Source organism: Rhodococcus sp. K11/5 (genome assembly GCF_055193735.1).
This window is the reverse complement of record NZ_CM143721.1, coordinates 15,989-32,784: the sequence shown is the minus strand read 5'-3', so window position 1 is coordinate 32,784 and position 16,796 is coordinate 15,989. Positions and strand designations below refer to the sequence as shown.

Sequence of the window (16,796 nt, the reverse complement as noted above, 5' to 3'; positions counted from 1 at the left end):
CCACCGTACGAGCATCATCGGCCGCACGAAACGTGCGCACGGAAGAGAAGGAGGGCGTCGTGGGAGTGGTTCAGCGCTTCGAGAGAAAGTTGCAGAACGCGGTCGGCGACGCCTTCGCTCGTGTCTTCGGCGGTGGCGTGGTTCCACACGAGGTGGAGACCGCCCTGCAACAGGAGGCGGCACATCGGGTTCGTACCCTCGACGGCGGCCACCTCCTCGCCCCCAACGCGTACGTCATCACCATCAGCGCAGGTGATCACGAGAAGATGGCGGCCGACCGCGACCTGACCACCAAGGCGTTCTCGCGACACCTCGAGGGCTTCATCGCCGAACAGGGTTGGCAGACCTACGGCAAGGTCGTCGTCGGTCTCGAACCGTCGTCGAGCCTGCACACCGGCCAGTTCCGTACGACGAGTTCCGTCGATCCGGATGCAGGCACCCGTCCGCGACCGACACCGGCCCCGAAGCCCACCCCGGCACCCGTGCCCACCCCCGCACCGAAACCCGAACCAGCGCCGACGGCAATCCCGACATCGGCGAACCGAGGTTCCGAAACCCGAGCTCCCGGTGTCGATCCGGCTGCTTCGTCCGCATCACCGACACCGACAGCCCACCCGTCGTCGACCACAGGAGCCGGCCCCATGACACAGAACTCCGGGACCCAGAATCAGGGTGACGAGCCCGATCACGACGGTGCGCAGACCCGTGCACCGCGCAACGGCAGCGCATATCCATCCGCACCTCGCGGTGAACAGCAGGGAGGACCCGTGTCCGAGAATCGAGTTCGGCCGCCACAGGCGTACCAGGACTACCCGGCGGGTAGCGAGGGATACGACCGGGCGGAACAGGACGACGACCGGAGTGCCCGCGCCTACGGGCAGGCCGACCGCGATCAGCAGGGATACGACCCCCGCGCACCCCGTGCGTACGACCCCCGTGGAAACGCGGGACAGGGCTACGAGGGTCAGGGCTACGAGGGCCGGGGCTACGAGCAGCGCGGTTACGACCAGCCGGCGTACGACCAGCCGCGGTACGACCAGCGCGGCTACGAACCCCGCGGCTACCAGCCGGATCCCCGTGCTCCCCGCGGTTACGAGGGTCAGGGCTACGAGGGTCAGGGCTACGAGGGTCAGGGCTACGACCCCCGCGGCGGCGGTTACGACTCCCGTGGATACGAGCAGCCCCGTGGGTACGAGCCCCGCGGCTACGAACCCCGCGGTTACGAGCCTCGCGGCTACGAGGGTCGGTCCTACGACCAGCAGGGCTACGACCAGTCGGGCTTCAACCAACAGGGCTTCAATCAGCAGGGCTACGACCAGCAGGGCTACGACCAGCGCGGCTACGACCGCCAGGGTTACGACCAGCGTGGCCACGACCAGCAGGGTCGCGAGCGCCAGGAGTACGGCCGCCCGGCGGCCGGCGAGCCTGCCGCGTACGGCCGCCCCGCGGCCGGCGAGCCTGCCGGCGATCAGGCCTCCTACGACGATCGTTCCTACGGCCGGTCGACCTACGATCAGCCCGCGTACGGCGCGCAGGCGTACGCAGGCGCGCCCGCCTACGACCAGCCCTCGACTCAGGGCTACCAGGCCGTGCACGACGACGACGATCGGGCGCCCGCCGCACCCGCGTCGCAGACCGTGACGGCAACGCTGCAGCTCGAGGACGGCAGCGGCCGGTACTACCAGCTTCGCGAAGGCGGCAACGTCGTCGGGCGTGGCCAGGAGGCACAGTTCCGCCTCCCCGACACCGGGGTGTCGCGGCGGCACTTCGAGATTCGATGGGACAACCGCGTTGCGATGCTGTCCGATCTCGGGTCCACCAACGGAACCACCGTCAACGGCTCACCCGTTCAGGACTGGCAGCTGGCCGACGGAGACATCGTCCGCGCAGGTCACTCCGAGATCCTGGTTCGTATCGTCTGACCCCGGCATCGATGTCACCCCCGACACGTAGGGTGGCCGTGTCGTAATCCGAAATGTCCGAAAGACAGTCGTCGCGTCGGCGGCTGTTCGGACTGCCCTTATGATGTGATGCTCCGAGACGGTCGCCGCACGGGCAGCCGAGAGGGTGAGGAGGTGAGCCAGAAGTGCAGGGACTGATTCTGCAACTGACACGGGCCGGTTTCCTCCTGATCCTGTGGTTGTTCGTGTGGGCGGTGTTGCGCACGTTGCGCACCGACATCTACGCCGCGTCGGGAATGAGGGTTCCGCCCGCCCGCTCCGGTAAGTCGGCGGTGTCCTTGCCCTCGCGCAAGCAGAAGATCGCCCGGCAACTCGTGGTCACCCACGGTTCGCTGGCGGGCACCCGCATCACGCTCGGCACCCAGCCGGTCCTCATGGGTCGCGCCGACGATTCGACGTTGGTTCTCACCGACGACTACGCGTCCACCCGCCACGCCCGGCTGTCGCCGCGCGGGGGTGATTGGTACGTCGAGGACCTGGGCTCGACCAACGGGACCTATCTCGACAGAGCCAAGGTCACCACGGCGGTCCGGGTGCCACTGGGTACGCCGGTTCGCGTGGGCAAGACCGTGATCGAGCTTCGCCCGTGACCCTCGTCTTGCGGTACGCCGCTCGAAGCGACCGCGGTCTCGTTCGTACCAACAACGAGGACTCCGTGTACGCGGGTGCGCGCCTGCTCGCCCTCGCCGACGGTATGGGTGGACACGCGGCCGGCGAGGTCGCCTCGCAGCTCATGATCGCGGCGCTCTCGCACCTGGACGACGACGAGCCGGGTGACGATCTCCTGGGCAAGCTCGCCCGCGCCACCAAGGACGGCAACGCGACCATCGCGGAGACGGTCGAGGACGAGCCCGAGCTCGACGGTATGGGCACCACGCTCACCGCGATTCTGTTCGGTGGCAAGAAGATCGGTCTCGCACACATCGGGGATTCGAGGGCGTATCTCTTCCGCGACGACGAGCTGACCCAGATCACCCGCGACGACACCTTCGTGCAATCACTGGTCGACGAGGGTCGCATCACCGCCGAGCAGGCTCACTCGCATCCGCAGCGTTCGCTGATCATGCGTGCCCTCACCGGTAACGAGATCGAGCCAACCCTCACCGTGCGCGAGGCCCGCGCCGGTGACCGGTATCTGCTGTGCTCGGACGGACTCTCCGACGTGGTCAGCAGCGAGACGATCGCCGACACCCTTCGCGAGGGCGAGAACGATCAGTGCGCGGACCGGCTGATCGAGTTGGCTCTGCGCAGCGGCGGCCCCGACAACGTGACGGTCGTCGTCGCGGACGTCATCGACCTCGATTACGGCCAGTCGCACCCCATCCTCGCCGGTGCCGCCTCCATGGAGGACGAGGAGGACGCACCGCCGCCCGATACCGCCGCGGGCCGCGCCGCGGCCATGCGCCCGCCGCGCACCGCGCCCAAGCGCGTGGTCAAGGCAGCTCCGGAGCCGGAGAAGAAGTCGCACAAGCTGCGGTGGACGCTGGTCGGTCTCGGATTGGTGGCGCTGCTGGTGGGCGCGGGCGTCTTCGGTGTCTCCCTGCTCCAGCGCAACTACTTCGTCGGTACCGACGACGAACGCGTCGTCGTCATGCGCGGCGTGCCCGGCTCCGTGTTCGGCTATGCGCTGCAGGAAGTCGACCTCGTCGGCTGCCTCGAGGACGTCGCCGACACCCAGCCCACCGACACCACCGAGACACCGAGCGTTCCGACGCCGGTGCTGCCACCCGCGGTCGTCCCCACGCCGGGTGTGCTGCCGCCGGAGACCTCGCCCGTCGACGTGCCGCCCGGCTCCCCCGCTCCCGGCACGGCCACCCCGTCGGACGACGCCCCCGCGGAAGACGACACGACCCCCGGCACGACGGCCGTCGAGGTCGATCTCGTCGCTCCCGCCGACGCCGCATCCGATTGCCGCATGCTCGGCGTCGACGACCTGCAGCCCTCCGCGCGCGAGCAGGTTCGAGCCGGATTGCCGTCGGGAACGTTGGACGAGGCACGCGAACAGGTGTCACGCCTGATCACCGGTGATCTGCTTCCCCTGTGCGAGCCCGAACCCACCACCACCGCGCCGACCCCCGAGCCCGCTCCGGTCGAGGGCGCACCGGAGGCTCCGGTGTCGGGCGAGACCGCCGAACCGACTGCCACTCCCGCACCGCCGCTCGTCGCCGGGCAATCCTGCCGGGCGGGTAGTTGATGTCCACGCCGAACCCGTCCTCGGTGGGATCGTTCCCCAGTCCTCCCGGTGGTTTCGCTCCGGCGCCCCCTCAGTCGACCCGCCGAGGCTCCGAGGCGCTGCTGCTCTCCATCGCGGCGGCGATCGTCACGGTCGCGCTGTTCCTGGTCGAAGCGAGCCAGGAACAAGCGATCTCGTGGAATCTCGCGCGGTACGGCGTCGCGTTCCTCGCCATGTTCGCCGTGGCCCATCTGGCGGTACGCCGTTTCGCGAAGCACGCCGATCCGCTCCTGCTCCCCATCGTCGCGCTCCTCAACGGGCTCGGGTTGGTCCTGATCCACCGACTCGATCTGGCCGCGCAGCAATCGGCCGTCAATCTGGGGCAGGAAGCGCCCTCGGCGGACGCCACCCAGCAGGTTCTGTGGACCGCGTTGGGGGTTCTGGGTTTCGTCGCCGTTCTGGCTCTGGTCCGCGACTACCGCACGCTGGCCAAATACGGATACACGCTGGGACTCGGCGGGTTGATCTTTCTCGCGATCCCGGCGGTGCTGCCGTCGTCGCTGTCCGAGGTCAACGGCTCCAAGATCTGGATTCGGCTCCCCGGTTTCAGCATTCAACCCGGTGAGTTCTCGAAGATTCTGCTGCTGATCTTCTTCGCCTCGGTGCTGGTGGCCAAGCGCGAGCTGTTCACCACCGCGGGCAAGCACTTCCTCGGCATGGACTTTCCGCGAGCGCGTGATCTGGGCCCCATCATCGCCGCCTGGATCGTCTCCATCGGTGTGCTGGTCTTCCAGAAGGACCTCGGAACGTCGTTGTTGATCTACTGCACGGTTCTGGTGATGGTCTACATCGCGACCGAGCGCATCGGCTGGATCGTCATCGGGTTGGCGTTGCTGCTCGTCGGCTTCCTCGCCGCGTACCAGTTCTTCTCCCACGTGCGGGTTCGCACCGACACCTGGCTCGATCCGTTCGCCGATTACAACAACACCGGCTACCAGATCTCGCAGTCGCTGTTCGGGCTCGCCACCGGCGGGATGGGCGGCACCGGACTGGGAAGCGGGCGACCGTCGCAGGTGCCGTTCGCGAGCACCGACTTCATCGTCGCGACCGTCGGCGAAGAGCTCGGCCTGATCGGACTCGCGGCCGTCCTCATGCTCTACCTCGTCCTCGTGCTCCGCGGACTGCGCACGGCGTTGGCCGTACGCGACAGCTTCGGTAAGTTGCTCGCCGCCGGGCTGTCGGTGACCATCGCCGTGCAGCTCTTCGTCGTCGTCGGCGGCGTGACCAAGCTGATCCCGTTGACCGGTCTGACCACCCCGTTCATGTCCTACGGTGGTTCGTCGTTGTTGGCCAACTACGCATTGGTGGCACTGCTGATCAAGATCTCCGACTCCGCCCGTGCACCCGCCGGACCGCAGAAGCGGCCTCCGGCCGCACCGATCGGCGACGCCCCCACCCAGGTGGTGAAGCGCTAGTGAACACTCCGCTTCGCAAGGTCGCCATCGGTGTGATGGTGATGGTGATGTTGCTGCTCGCCAACGCTACGTACGTGCAGGTCATCAACGCCGACAGCCTGCGCGCCGATCCCCGCAACTCCCGGGTGCTGCTCGACGAGTACGGCCGGCAGCGCGGTCAGATTTCCAGCGGCGGCCAGGTTCTCGCGTCCTCGGTCGCCACCGACGATCGCTACAAGTACCTGCGCACCTACCCGGCCAACCCGGCGGCGCCCAACAGTGCCGAGGCCAACGCACCGATCACCGGGTACTACTCGATGCTGTACTCGAATTCCGCCCTCGAGCGGACGGAGGACTCGGTCCTGAACGGCTCGGACAGCCGCCTGTTCGGCAAGCGTTTCGCCGACCTGCTGTCGGGTCGAGATCCGCGGGGCGGCAACGTGATCGCCACCATCGATCCGGTGATGCAGCAGGTGGCGTACGACCAGCTGACCTCCAACGGATACACCGGTTCCGTGGTCGCCATCGAACCGTCGACCGGGAACATCCTCGCGATGGCCAGTGCGCCGAGTTACGACCCGAACCTGCTGTCCACCCACAACGGTGAGCAGGCGACGCAGGCCTGGGAGCAGCTCAACGCCGATCCGGCCGAGCCCCTGGTCAATCGGGCGATCGCCCAGACCTATCCGCCCGGATCCACGTTCAAGGTGATCACCACCGCGGCGGCCCTGGCCGACGGCGCGACCCCGGACACCGAACTCACCGCCGCGCCGAGCATCACTCTGCCCAACACGTCGACGACGCTGGAGAACTACAACGGCGTCAACTGCGGAGGCGGCGCGACCGCGACGTTGCGGGAGGCGTTCGCGCGCTCGTGCAACACGGCCTTCGTGGAGCTCGGTGTCGACACCGGCGCGGACAACCTGCGAGACACGGCGACGGCGTTCGGCGTCGGCGCCGAGGATCAGACGGTGCCCCTGCCGGTCGCCGACAGCACCGTGGGCCCCATCGAGGACGACGCGGCGCTCGGACAGTCCAGCATCGGTCAGCGAGACGTCGCGCTGACGCCGATGCAGAACGCCGAGATCGCGGCCACCATCGCGAACGGCGGGGTCCGGATGGCGCCGAACCTGGTCGCCCAGCTGCAGGGCCCGGATCTGTCGACTCTCGACACGCCGTCGCCGACGGCGCTCGGTCAGGCCGTCTCGCCTGAGGTGGCCGCGACCCTGACCGACCTGATGATCGACTCGGAGAACAACACCGGCGGCGAGGGTCGGATCCCGGGGGTGCAGATCGCGTCGAAGACGGGCACCGCCGAGCACGGCAGCGACCCGCGGAACACCCCGCCGCACGCCTGGTACATCGCGTTCGCGCCCGCCGAGGATCCACAGATCGCGATCGCGGTGATCGTCGAGGACGGCGGCAACCGTGCGTTGGCCGCGACCGGTGGTTCGGTGGCGGCACCCGTGGCCCGAGCAGTGCTCGGTGCCGGATTGCAGAGGAGGTGAGCTCGGGCATGAGCGGAGGACTCGGAAACGGTGCGTTGGTCGCCGACAGGTATCGCCTGTTACGGCTCATCGCCACCGGAGGCATGGGACAGGTGTGGGAGGCGACGGACAATCGCCTGGACCGGCGCGTCGCGGTCAAGATCCTGAAGCCGGAGTTCTCCGAGGACGCCGAGTTCGTGGAGCGGTTCCGCATCGAGGCTCGTACCACCGCGCTGTTGAACCACCCCGGCATCGCGAACATCTACGACTACGGCGAGGTGCGCGACGCCAACGGCCAGTCGCTGGCCTACCTCGTCATGGAGCTCGTGATCGGCGAGCCCCTCAACGCGGTGCTGACCCGGATGGGTCGGTTGCCGTTGGTGCACGCCCTCGACATGCTCGAGCAGACCGGCCGCTCTCTGCAGGCCGCGCACTCGGCGGGGATCGTCCACCGTGACGTGAAACCGGGCAACATCATGATCACGCCCGACGGCACGGTGAAGATCACCGACTTCGGCATCGCCAAGGCCGTCGACGCCTCGCCGGTGACCCGGACCGGCATGGTGATGGGCACCGCGCAGTACATCGCCCCCGAACAGGCGCTGGGCCAGGACGCGACCTCGTCGTCCGACGTGTACTCGCTGGGGATCGTGGGATACGAGTCCATCAGCGGGACCAGGCCGTTCGTCGGCGACGGTGCGCTCACCGTCGCGATGAAGCATGTGCGCGACGTGCCGCCGCCGCTTCCCGCCGATCTGCCCGCCCCGGTGCGCGAGCTGATCGAGATCACGATGACCAAGGACCCCGCCGGCCGATACGAGAACGGCGGCGAGTTCGCCGACGCGGTGGCCGCGGTGCGGGCGGGCCGTCGACCCCCGCAGCCGGGCAATGCTCCGTCCACGTCGGCTCGCCCGGCGCCACTCGTCGGTGCCGGCGGGTCGAGCACGCGGATGATGAACACCTCCGCCACCGGATACGGCGCGACCAGGGCTGCCGCGGCGGCTCCAGCGGCCGGGCCCGGCGGTATGTCGTCGGGTCAGAAGGCCTTGGCCTGGGCCGCAGGCGGCTTGCTGCTGCTCGCCGCGATCGTGGCGTTCGGGTTGTTCGCCTTCACCGGGAACGAGGAAGCGACCCCACCTCCCACCACCGAGGCACCCGTCGTGACCACCGAACCCGAGATCACCACCGAGGAACCGACCCCCGAGCCCACACCGGAACCCACCACGGCGCCCGAACCGACGGTCACCACCGAGGAACCGACGCCGGAACCGACGACGCCGGAACCCACCACCGACGAACCCACCACCGACGAACCCACCACGGACGAACCGACCACCGGCGGTGGCGGTATCACCATTCCCGGGTTGGGAACCATCGGTGGCGGCAACGGGAACGGCAACGGCAACGGTGGCAACAGCGGTGGCGGCAACGGGAACGGGAACGGGAACGGGAACGGGAACAACTTCTTCGAATTCCAGATCGTTCCACCGCAAGGACAGCCATGACGACGCCCCGCGAACTCTCGTCCCGATACGAACTCGGCGAGATCCTGGGATTCGGAGGCATGTCCGAGGTCCATCTCGCCCGTGACGTTCGGCTCAGCCGGGACGTCGCGATCAAGGTCCTGCGTCAGGACCTGGCCCGCGACCCCACGTTCTACCTGCGCTTCCGCCGCGAGGCGCAGAACGCAGCGGCTCTGAACCATCCCGCGATCGTCGCGGTGTACGACACCGGCGAGGCGGAGACCGAGACGGGCCCGCTTCCGTACATCGTCATGGAGTACGTGGACGGCGACACGCTGCGCGACATCGTGCGCGGCGAGGGGCCGATGCCGGCCAAGCGCGCGATGGAGGTCATCGCCGACGTCTGTGCGGCCCTGGACTTCAGTCACCGCCACGGCATCGTCCATCGCGACGTCAAGCCGGCCAACGTCATGATCAACCGCGCGGGTGCGGTCAAGGTCATGGACTTCGGAATCGCCCGTGCGATCGCGGACAGTTCCTCTCCGATGACCCAGACCGCCGCCGTGATCGGCACGGCTCAGTACCTCTCGCCCGAGCAGGCCCGCGGCGAACAGGTCGACGCGCGGTCGGACGTGTACTCCCTCGGCTGCGTGTTGTTCGAGATCCTGACGGGCGAGCCGCCGTTCACCGGTGATTCTCCGGTGGCCGTTGCCTACCAGCACGTGCGCGAAGATCCGAGGTTGCCCTCGACGGTCAATCCGGACATCCCGCGCGAACTCGACTCCGTGATCCTCAAGGCGATGAGCAAGAACCCCGCCAACCGATACCAGAGCGCCGCGGACATGCGGACCGATCTGGTGCGCGTGCTCGGTGGCCACCGTCCCAGCGCCCCGATGGTGATGAACGACGAGGACCGCACCACGATTCTCGGATCGATGGACGCACCTCAGCGGTCCGACGACGGGTACGCGCCGCCGACGGAAGCGCGCCGACCCGCTCGACACGGCGTCGACGAGGTCGAGGACGAGCGGCCGAAGCGTCGCGGTCTCAAGATCGCGGTCGCCGCACTGGCCGTGATGCTCGTCGTGGGCATCGTCGGTGTCTTCCTGGTGAGTCTCACTCAGGAGAGCACCCCGGTCACCGTCCCCGACGTCACGGGTCAGACCTCCGAGATCGCCCGCAGCACCCTCGAGAACGCCGGCCTGAACGTCGACGTGCAGCAGATTCCCAACCGCGAGGTACCCCAGGGATCCGTCGTGGGTACCCGGCCCGTTGCCGGTAGCACCCTCGAGGAGAGCGATACCGTCGTCGTACAGGTCTCGAGCGGCCCGGCGCAGATCGAGGTCCCGGAAGTCACCGGATTGACGCAGCAGGCCGCGGCTCAGCTCCTCGCCGATGCCGGACTCGAACTCGATCAGAACGTGGCGCGGGCTCCCTCCGACGTGGCCGACGTCGATCGAGTGATCGATCAGGAACCCGCTCGGGGGTCGACGATGTCCGAGGGATCTCCGGTACGCATCACCCTGGGTACGGGTCCACGTCAGATTCGTGTTCCCGACGTGGTCGGCCAGAACATCGACGTGGCGCAGCCCAACATCGCGGGGGCCGGTTTCATCGTCGACCGGCAGTCCGTGGACTCGCCGCTTCCCGCCGGACAGGTCGTCGCGACGTCACCCGCGGGCGGCAGCAACGCACCCGACGGCGGGACGGTGACCGTGCGGATCTCGAACGGCAGCCAGTTCGCGATGCCGGATCTCGTCGGTCTGACACCGGTCGAGGCCGTCGAGGCACTGAACGCGGCCGGCTGGGAGGGAACCCTCACCGAGCTCGATCAGGTGAACGTACAGACGCTGAACGCCACCGAGGTCAACCGCGTGCAGCAGCAGGCGACGCCGGTGGACACCGTTCTTCCGCGGAACGCTCGAATCAACGTGGGCGTCGGCCGGTTCGGGATCTGACCGTTCGCATCAGACCCGGGCGGCACCTTCGAGCGTGTCGACCAGCGCGGGATCGGGGGCGTCACCGCACACCGCCAACCAGTTGGCCAGCATGCGGTGACCGCCCTGGGTCATGACCGACTCGGGGTGGAACTGCACCCCGTGGATCGGAAGTTCCCGATGCTTCATCGCCATGACGATTCCGGACTCCGTGCGCGCCGTGACCTCGAGGCTGTCCGGAACCGTGTCGGGTCGCACCGTCAGCGAGTGATACCGCGTCGCCACGAACGGATCGGGCAGCCCGGCGAGAACTCCCGCGCCGCTGTGGTGCACCACGCTCGTCTTTCCGTGCAGCAGCTCCGGGGCGCGTTCGACCACGCCACCGAACGCGGCACCGATGGCCTGGTGACCGAGACACACTCCGAGCAACGGCGTGCTCGACTGCGCGCACGCGTCGACCATGGCCATCGTGACGCCCGCTCGATCGGGCGTACCCGGACCGGGGCTGAGGAGAATGCCGTCGTACTCGGCGGCCGCGGCCGCCACGTCGAGAACCGCGGGGTCGTCGTTCCGCACCACGGTGGCCCGCGTTCCGAGTTCGCCGAGATACTGGACGAGGTTGAACACGAAGCTGTCGTAGTTGTCGACGACGAGAATGCGCATGGGGCCACAGTAGTGCGGTCCGGCGGTGCTGCCCGGGGCCGGGGACGGCGGTGGGTTAGCGTGGAGGTGACCAGCGGTGACACCACCCGCACCCGAGAGAACCGTCCCACCATCAGATGAAGAGGTCGACCCGATGCCCAAGTCGAAGGTCCGCAAGAAGACCGACTACACGATCAATCCGTCGTCACGCACTCCCGTGAAGGTCAAGGCGCCGCCGTCCAGCCGGCTCTACCTGTCGGTGATGTTCGGGTTCATGCTGCTCGGCCTGATCTACCTGATCGTCTACTACTTGGCCCAGGAAGACATCCCCTTCATGGCGAGCCTGGGGGCGTGGAACCTGTTGATCGGCTTCGGATTCTGGATCGTCGGGCTCGTGATGACCATGAAATGGCGGTGATCGGCGCCGCGCACCGCCCTGAACAGGCTCGATGCAATCGGCTTACACGCGTGTTATTCATCCACACTGTGGATAACTTCTGTGGATAACTTCTCTCGGGGGGACGAGAGGCCGCTCGCCTGGGCCACACCGAAGCTCGCCGTCGTCGCACTCACGGCCGGCTCCGCGGTCCTGGCCGGCGCAGCCGTCGTCACCGAGGCCGACGCGGCCGGTCGGCTCCTGATCGGACTGGCGGCGACCGCAGCTCTCGTGCTCGCCGTCCTCGCCGCGGTGCAGCGTCCACGGTTGGCCGTCGAGGGCGACGAACTGACGGTGAAAACCGTGCGGGGGGTGCGCGGATACCACCGCACGGACGTGTATTCGGTGCGCGTGGTTCCGTACCCCCGGCTCGGTCGGCGCGTACCGATGCTGGAAATGGACGTCGCAGCTCCCGGAGACGACGACAGACTGCTCATCTTCGGCCGGTGGGACCTGGGCGCGGACCCTCGGGCGGTGTTCGACGTTCTCGACGAACGCGGTTGGGTCGCGGACGAGCGCTCGGAGCGCTGATCGACCCTTCTTCTACACCGTCTGCAGAATCACGACGCGCACTACGACGATGGCCAGAGCCACCGCCGCGACCGCGCCGATACCGATCCATCCGACCGTGCGCGAGCGCCGCGGGTCCGGCCCGAGGGTGAACAGGACGGCAGCGGTCGCGGCGGCCCCGGCGATCAGACCACCGAGGTGCCCCCACAGCGAGATGCCGGGGATGGACACGCTCAACACGATGTTCAGACCGATGATCACCAGGACGGGCGTCGGGCTCCGCTTCATGCGCACGAGGATCACGGCCTGCGCGCCGAGAAGTCCGAAGACCGCCCCGGAGGCCCCCACCGTGGCGGTGAACGGGGTGAAGAGCATGACGGCGGCCGAGCCACCGAGCAGGGCGGTGCCGTAGACCGCGAGGTACCGGGAGCGCCCCAGCACCATCTCGCAGTCACGCCCGATGATGTACAGGGCGAACATGTTCACCGCGAGGTGAATGATGCCGGAGTGCAGGAATCCGCTGCCGACGATGCGCACGAATTCGCCGTCGGCCACCAGGATCGGGACCAGCGCCCACTCCTGGAACAATGCGCTGCGCTGATTCGCGAGACTGCCGGCCTGGAACGCCGTGAACGCGAAGACCAGGATGTTGAGCGCCATCATCGTGTACGTGACGACGGGCGTGGCGTTCTGCCGCAGTTCGCCGCCCGCGATGGTGCGGGCTCGCGGCACGGAGGCCTCGGCCGCCGCCACGCAGTCGACGCAGTGCTGGCCTACGGATGCGGGCCGCAGGCACTCCGGACACGCGGGTCGGCCGCACCGTGTACAGGACAGTCCGGTCGGACGGTCCGGGTGACGCACGCAGCCGGGCTGGGGCGGAACCGGAGCGCCGCCCCAGCCTGGTTGTGTCATGTGTGTTCGTCTCTCGTGCGGGTACCGGTGCGGTGGATCGGGCGAAAACGGATCAGGCGATGGTGACGCGCTCGATGACGACGTCGTCCTTCGGGCGGTCGCCGCGCGCGGTGGCGACGGATCCGATCTCGTCGACGACCTTCTGCGACGCGGGGTCGATGACCTCGCCGAAGATGGTGTGCTTGCGGTTCAGGTGCGGGGTGGGGCCCACGGTGATGAAGAACTGCGAGCCGTTGGTGCCGGGGCCGGCGTTGGCCATGGCGAGCAGGTAGGGGCGGTCGAAGGCGAGCTCGGGGTGGAACTCGTCGCCGAACTTGTAGCCGGGGCCGCCGGTGCCGGTGCCCGTGGGGTCACCACCCTGCAGCATGAAACCGGCGATCACACGGTGGAAGATCGCGCCGTCGTAGAACGGTCCGCTGTCGGATCCGGACGCGTTCTTCGTGGAGTAGTCCTTCGAGCCGTCCGCGAGGCCGACGAAGTTCTCGACGGTCTTCGGGGCGTGGTTGCCGAAGAGGGCGATGACGATGTCACCGTGATTGGTGTGCAACGTCGCGGTCTGGGTCTGTAGAGGTGAGGTCACGACCTCCATCGTGCCACCCTCCCGATGTGGAAAGGTGAAGGCATGACGCCAACACCGGATCGGGCCACCACCAAGAAAGCGCTCGGGATCGCTCGCGAGGTGGCGCTGACCCTCGCGAAGGGCCCCGCCGCCACCGGGTTCATCGTCACCAAGAAGGGGGTGTCGACGGTCCGGGCCCGGCGAGCCGACCGGCGTTCGACGACACCGACCGCGCTCGTCTCGTCCCCCGGTGCGGGCCGGGAACGGTCTCGCGGCCGTCGGTTCTCCACCGTGCTGGTCGTCGCGCTCGCCCTCGCGGCCGGTGCCGTCGCCTTCTCGCGGGCGCGGCGGACCGAACTCCCGCCCCCGGCCGCCGAACCGCCCCGACTGGGAGCGCCGTCCACCAACGGTCATGCATCCCCGACGGTCGACGTCGTGACCGATCGGTCCTGACCCGGTCGTTACGACACCGTCGGTCAGAACAGGACGCGCGCCAGGATGCGCAGCGCATCGGCGACGTCCACGACGCGTCGGGCCGGGACCGGCGGGGTGCCCGCCACGACGGCCGCGACGTTGTTCGCACTCGTCGATCCCGGCTCCAGATAACGTCCGTGCCCCACACTTCCCTGCGCCGACAGCTGGGTGGTGCCGAACAGTTCGCTGGGGTCCGTGTCGAACCACCCCAGGTCCGCGACCGGATCGGTCGCCGCCTCGAGGACGTAGATCGGGGTGGTCTCGGTACCGACACTCCAGCCGGGCGAACCCATGAGGACGACGTCGTCCGGTCGGGCGCCGTGTCCCAGCGCTGCCGCGGCGACAACGGTCCCGTAGGAATGCCCGACGAGGGTGACCCGGTGGTCCGGGGCGGCCACGGCATCGAGCGCGGCGGCGAGGTCGGCCGCTCCCGCCTCGGCGACTGCCGTTCCCATCACGCTCCGGTCCGGATCCACGAGCTCCGTGTTCCATTGCGGTGCTTCGTAACCCATCCACACGACGCCGGCGACCGCATCATCGGAACCGGCCGACGCAGCGGTGACCACCGCGGTGACGTCCCGGTCGTACCCCGCGAGGGACGCACGGACCGTGGACCCTGCGCCCGGAACGAAGACCGCGAACCGCGTCGCCCGGTCGACGTCACCGACGGATACCGCCGCTCGGGTCAGGACGTCCCCGGGGTCGAAGTCCATCAGACGTCGACCGGGCCGGGCGAGCACGGCCTCGAGCGCGTCGAGATCGGCCAGCCGAGCACGGGTCTGCTCGAGGCCCGCGTCGGCGTTCGAGAACAGACCTCCCCACCGGGTGCCGCGCAGCTCCTCCGTCAACGCCGCCTCCACCGCGCGCAGGTGCCGACGATGATCCGCGACGCGGCGACGGTTGCCCGCGTCGAGCAACGCCGACACCGTCGGGTGGGGCAGCGGTACCGGGTCGTCCGCCGCACGTCCGTCGGCGTTCAGCGAGTCCAGGGCGGCGGCGACATGACGGTCCAGGCCGTCGATCGCCCCGGTCGAGGAATCTCGGTCCCACCCGTCGAGGGCGGATCGATCGTCGCCCGCTCGCCCCACGATCAGGCCGATAGCGGTCAGGACGTCCACACAGTCACCGATGTCGATCGCCGATCGGCGAAGCGAGTCGGCGGCGGCGTCCGCGGCGGCCCCCGACCAGTCCGGAAACCGGGACATCACACCCACTCGAGCCTGCAGGGCCACGAGCGTGGCCGCCGATCGCACCAGCATCGTGTGTCGCGCCCACATGTCTTCCGCGCTCCAGCGCGCCTGTCCGTCGCTCATGGTCCTCCTCGGGTCGTGACCACGAGTCGAACCCGATACGGCCCCGCTGTGGGGACCGTTGTCCACAGGCTGTGGACGAACCGTCACTCCACCGGCGCGGACCTGGCGTTGTCGTCGCGCTCGGCCCGGCGGCGACGCTTCGCGCGGTACAACTCCGCGTCGGCGGCCCGGTAGATCTCCGACCACCGACGCACCGTGGGCATGCAGACCAACCCCACACTCCACTCGGCCTGATGCGCCGTCCGCAGTGAGTCGAGCAGCTCCGCCGCCTCCGTCTCCTCGGTTCCCGGCATGAACAGCACGAACTCGTCACCGCCGAGTCGGCCGAGCACATCGCCCTTGCGCAGCTGCGAGCGCCAGGCCGTGGCAACCCGGTTCAGCAGTACGTCGCCGGCGATGTGCCCGTACAGATCGTTGATCGTCTTGAAGTTGTCGAGGTCCAGCACCGCCATGCTGACGGGGAGGCCGCGGGAGGCGTAGCCGGGAAGGAGTTGCTCGACCTGGTCCTCGAGACCCTGGCGGTTGAGAAGTCCCGTCAACGCATCCCGCGAGGCCGAGTGCCGCTGGTGACGCGCGAACGCGCCGAAGACCTCGGCGGCCGCCACCGTGCCGAATGCCGTCAGCACGTAGGCGACGCCCGGCATCCGCGAATCCGAGAGGGCGGCCGCGACCACCACACCGACGGTCAGGACGAACACCCACGCCCACCCCACCCTCTCGCTGCGGTATCCCGCGAGATGCATCGCGAGAAACATCGAGGCCTGGCTGAGCAACAGGTAGGCGACCGAACTGTCCGAGATCACGAACGCGACCCACAGGCCGACCATGGCGCCTGCGGTCACCCCGGTACTCAGCGCGGGTGGCGTCGGTCGCGGTCCGACGTAGAGCACTGCCGCGCCGATCAGGCCCAGGCAGCCGATGACGACCAGGGTGAGGGTTCCCGATGTGGTGTACGAGAACGCCACCGCTCCGGTGACGAACAGGATGGACGTCACGACGAGATACGCCACCAACGACGTCGTGGCATCGGAGAGGGATCGTCGGTTCACGTCTCGAGTATTTACGATGAGGCGACAAACCGGCAAAGATCCCGGTTTTACGGGCGAAGACCATGTCCTCGAACGACAACGGCACTCCGTACGAGTACGAAGTGCCGTTGTGCAAGATCAGTACTGCCGGCGTTGCCGGTTGTTGTGGAGCCTAGGAGATTCGAACTCCTGACATCTGCCTTGCAAAGGCAGCGCTCTACCAACTGAGCTAAGGCCCCGGATCGGGAAGGCTGTGCCACCGGCGTGATTCGGCCCGCACTGCACGGATCGACACCACCACGACACTGCTCACGAGAACCGACAGAAGAAGTCGCATGGATCTCTCCGTTCGAGTCTCGTCGTGGGCCTAGGAGGACTTGAACCTCCGACCTCTTCCTTATCAGGGAAGCGCTCTAACCGCCTGAGCTATAGGCCCGTACACGGCAC

Annotated in this window: 15 protein-coding genes and 2 tRNA genes; 10 read left to right on the top strand and 7 right to left on the bottom strand. The window is 68.3% G+C overall.

Annotated features, from left to right (window positions below; genetic code table 11):
• Nucleotides 1-59: 59 nt before the first annotated feature.
• From ACY466_RS00135 to pknB, 7 genes are all read left to right on the top strand, one after another.
• Nucleotides 60-1,922 (top strand): DUF3662 and FHA domain-containing protein, encoded by a 1,863-nt coding sequence (locus tag ACY466_RS00135; RefSeq protein ID WP_463248677.1) that lies wholly within the window; start codon nt 60-62, stop codon nt 1,920-1,922.
• Nucleotides 1,923-2,086: 164 nt separating this feature from the next.
• Nucleotides 2,087-2,551, top strand: a complete 465-nt coding sequence (locus ACY466_RS00130; RefSeq protein ID WP_463248675.1) for an FHA domain-containing protein FhaB/FipA — start codon at nt 2,087-2,089, stop codon at nt 2,549-2,551.
• Nucleotides 2,548-4,155: a PP2C family protein-serine/threonine phosphatase gene (locus tag ACY466_RS00125; RefSeq protein ID WP_463248673.1), complete on the top strand. Its 1,608-nt coding sequence runs from the start codon at nt 2,548-2,550 to the stop codon at nt 4,153-4,155. The genes ACY466_RS00130 and ACY466_RS00125 overlap by 4 nt, the downstream gene beginning before the upstream one ends.
• Nucleotides 4,155-5,609 (top strand): FtsW/RodA/SpoVE family cell cycle protein, encoded by a 1,455-nt coding sequence (locus ACY466_RS00120; protein WP_463248671.1) that lies wholly within the window; start codon nt 4,155-4,157, stop codon nt 5,607-5,609. The genes ACY466_RS00125 and ACY466_RS00120 overlap by 1 nt, the downstream gene beginning before the upstream one ends.
• Nucleotides 5,609-7,096 (top strand): peptidoglycan D,D-transpeptidase FtsI family protein, encoded by a 1,488-nt coding sequence (locus ACY466_RS00115; RefSeq protein WP_463248668.1) that lies wholly within the window; start codon nt 5,609-5,611, stop codon nt 7,094-7,096. The genes ACY466_RS00120 and ACY466_RS00115 overlap by 1 nt, the downstream gene beginning before the upstream one ends.
• An 8-nt stretch (nt 7,097-7,104) precedes the next feature.
• Entirely contained in the window at nt 7,105-8,580 is a 1,476-nt protein-coding gene (locus ACY466_RS00110) for a serine/threonine-protein kinase (protein ID WP_463248664.1), read from the top strand.
• A complete protein-coding gene (gene pknB, locus ACY466_RS00105) occupies nt 8,577-10,496 on the top strand; it encodes a Stk1 family PASTA domain-containing Ser/Thr kinase (protein ID WP_463248660.1) in 1,920 nt (639 codons plus the stop codon). Before ACY466_RS00110 ends, pknB begins: the two co-directional genes overlap by 4 nt.
• A gap of 9 nt (nt 10,497-10,505) precedes the next feature.
• Here the strand turns inward: pknB and ACY466_RS00100 are convergent, their stop codons facing one another.
• Nucleotides 10,506-11,138, bottom strand: coding sequence for an aminodeoxychorismate/anthranilate synthase component II (locus tag ACY466_RS00100; protein ID WP_463248658.1), 633 nt, complete (start codon nt 11,136-11,138; stop codon nt 10,506-10,508).
• Nucleotides 11,139-11,271: 133 nt separating this feature from the next.
• Here ACY466_RS00100 and crgA point away from each other — a divergent pair, with 133 nt between their 5' ends.
• Together crgA and ACY466_RS00090 are read left to right on the top strand one after the other, a co-directional pair.
• Nucleotides 11,272-11,535 carry a cell division protein CrgA gene (gene crgA, locus ACY466_RS00095; protein WP_463248654.1) on the top strand — a complete coding sequence of 88 codons (264 nt, stop codon included), beginning with the start codon at nt 11,272-11,274 and terminating at the stop codon, nt 11,533-11,535.
• Nucleotides 11,536-11,616: 81 nt separating this feature from the next.
• Complete coding sequence (locus ACY466_RS00090) at nt 11,617-12,084, top strand: PH domain-containing protein (protein WP_463248650.1); 468 nt, start codon at nt 11,617-11,619, stop codon at nt 12,082-12,084.
• Nucleotides 12,085-12,096: 12 nt separating this feature from the next.
• On the opposite strand, the gene ACY466_RS00085 is transcribed toward ACY466_RS00090, so the two are convergent.
• Together ACY466_RS00085 and ACY466_RS00080 are read right to left on the bottom strand one after the other, a co-directional pair.
• Complete coding sequence (locus tag ACY466_RS00085) at nt 12,097-12,975, bottom strand: rhomboid family intramembrane serine protease (RefSeq protein ID WP_463248646.1); 879 nt, start codon at nt 12,973-12,975, stop codon at nt 12,097-12,099.
• Between the two features lie 52 nt (nt 12,976-13,027).
• Nucleotides 13,028-13,564 carry a peptidylprolyl isomerase gene (locus ACY466_RS00080; RefSeq protein WP_463248641.1) on the bottom strand — a complete coding sequence of 179 codons (537 nt, stop codon included), beginning with the start codon at nt 13,562-13,564 and terminating at the stop codon, nt 13,028-13,030.
• A gap of 33 nt (nt 13,565-13,597) precedes the next feature.
• On the opposite strand from ACY466_RS00080, the gene ACY466_RS00075 reads away from it, so the two are divergent.
• Nucleotides 13,598-13,987, top strand: a complete 390-nt coding sequence (locus ACY466_RS00075; RefSeq protein ID WP_463248637.1) for a hypothetical protein — start codon at nt 13,598-13,600, stop codon at nt 13,985-13,987.
• A gap of 23 nt (nt 13,988-14,010) precedes the next feature.
• On the opposite strand, the gene ACY466_RS00070 is transcribed toward ACY466_RS00075, so the two are convergent.
• The 4 genes from ACY466_RS00070 to ACY466_RS00055 form a co-directional block, all read right to left on the bottom strand.
• Nucleotides 14,011-15,321 (bottom strand): alpha/beta hydrolase, encoded by a 1,311-nt coding sequence (locus ACY466_RS00070; protein ID WP_463248634.1) that lies wholly within the window; start codon nt 15,319-15,321, stop codon nt 14,011-14,013.
• A gap of 83 nt (nt 15,322-15,404) precedes the next feature.
• A complete protein-coding gene (locus tag ACY466_RS00065; protein WP_463248631.1) occupies nt 15,405-16,370 on the bottom strand; it encodes a GGDEF domain-containing protein in 966 nt (321 codons plus the stop codon).
• Nucleotides 16,371-16,515: 145 nt separating this feature from the next.
• Nucleotides 16,516-16,588: transfer RNA gene (locus tag ACY466_RS00060), tRNA-Ala, on the bottom strand.
• A gap of 123 nt (nt 16,589-16,711) precedes the next feature.
• Nucleotides 16,712-16,785 (bottom strand) — tRNA-Ile (locus ACY466_RS00055).
• Nucleotides 16,786-16,796 lie beyond the last annotated feature (11 nt).

What these genes read in the sequence shown, in the direction of transcription:
- pknB (WP_463248660.1), top strand. Translation starts at nt 8,577, where the DNA reads ATGACGACGCCCCGCGAACTCTCGTCCCGATACGAACTCGGCGAGATC.
- ACY466_RS00070 (WP_463248634.1), bottom strand. Translation starts at nt 15,321, where the DNA reads ATGAGCGACGGACAGGCGCGCTGGAGCGCGGAAGACATGTGGGCGCGA.
- ACY466_RS00080 (WP_463248641.1), bottom strand. Translation starts at nt 13,564, where the DNA reads ATGGAGGTCGTGACCTCACCTCTACAGACCCAGACCGCGACGTTGCAC.
- crgA (WP_463248654.1), top strand. Translation starts at nt 11,272, where the DNA reads ATGCCCAAGTCGAAGGTCCGCAAGAAGACCGACTACACGATCAATCCG.
- ACY466_RS00085 (WP_463248646.1), bottom strand. Translation starts at nt 12,975, where the DNA reads ATGACACAACCAGGCTGGGGCGGCGCTCCGGTTCCGCCCCAGCCCGGC.
- ACY466_RS00120 (WP_463248671.1), top strand. Translation starts at nt 4,155, where the DNA reads ATGTCCACGCCGAACCCGTCCTCGGTGGGATCGTTCCCCAGTCCTCCC.
- ACY466_RS00100 (WP_463248658.1), bottom strand. Translation starts at nt 11,138, where the DNA reads ATGCGCATTCTCGTCGTCGACAACTACGACAGCTTCGTGTTCAACCTC.
- ACY466_RS00110 (WP_463248664.1), top strand. Translation starts at nt 7,105, where the DNA reads ATGAGCGGAGGACTCGGAAACGGTGCGTTGGTCGCCGACAGGTATCGC.
- ACY466_RS00075 (WP_463248637.1), top strand. Translation starts at nt 13,598, where the DNA reads ATGACGCCAACACCGGATCGGGCCACCACCAAGAAAGCGCTCGGGATC.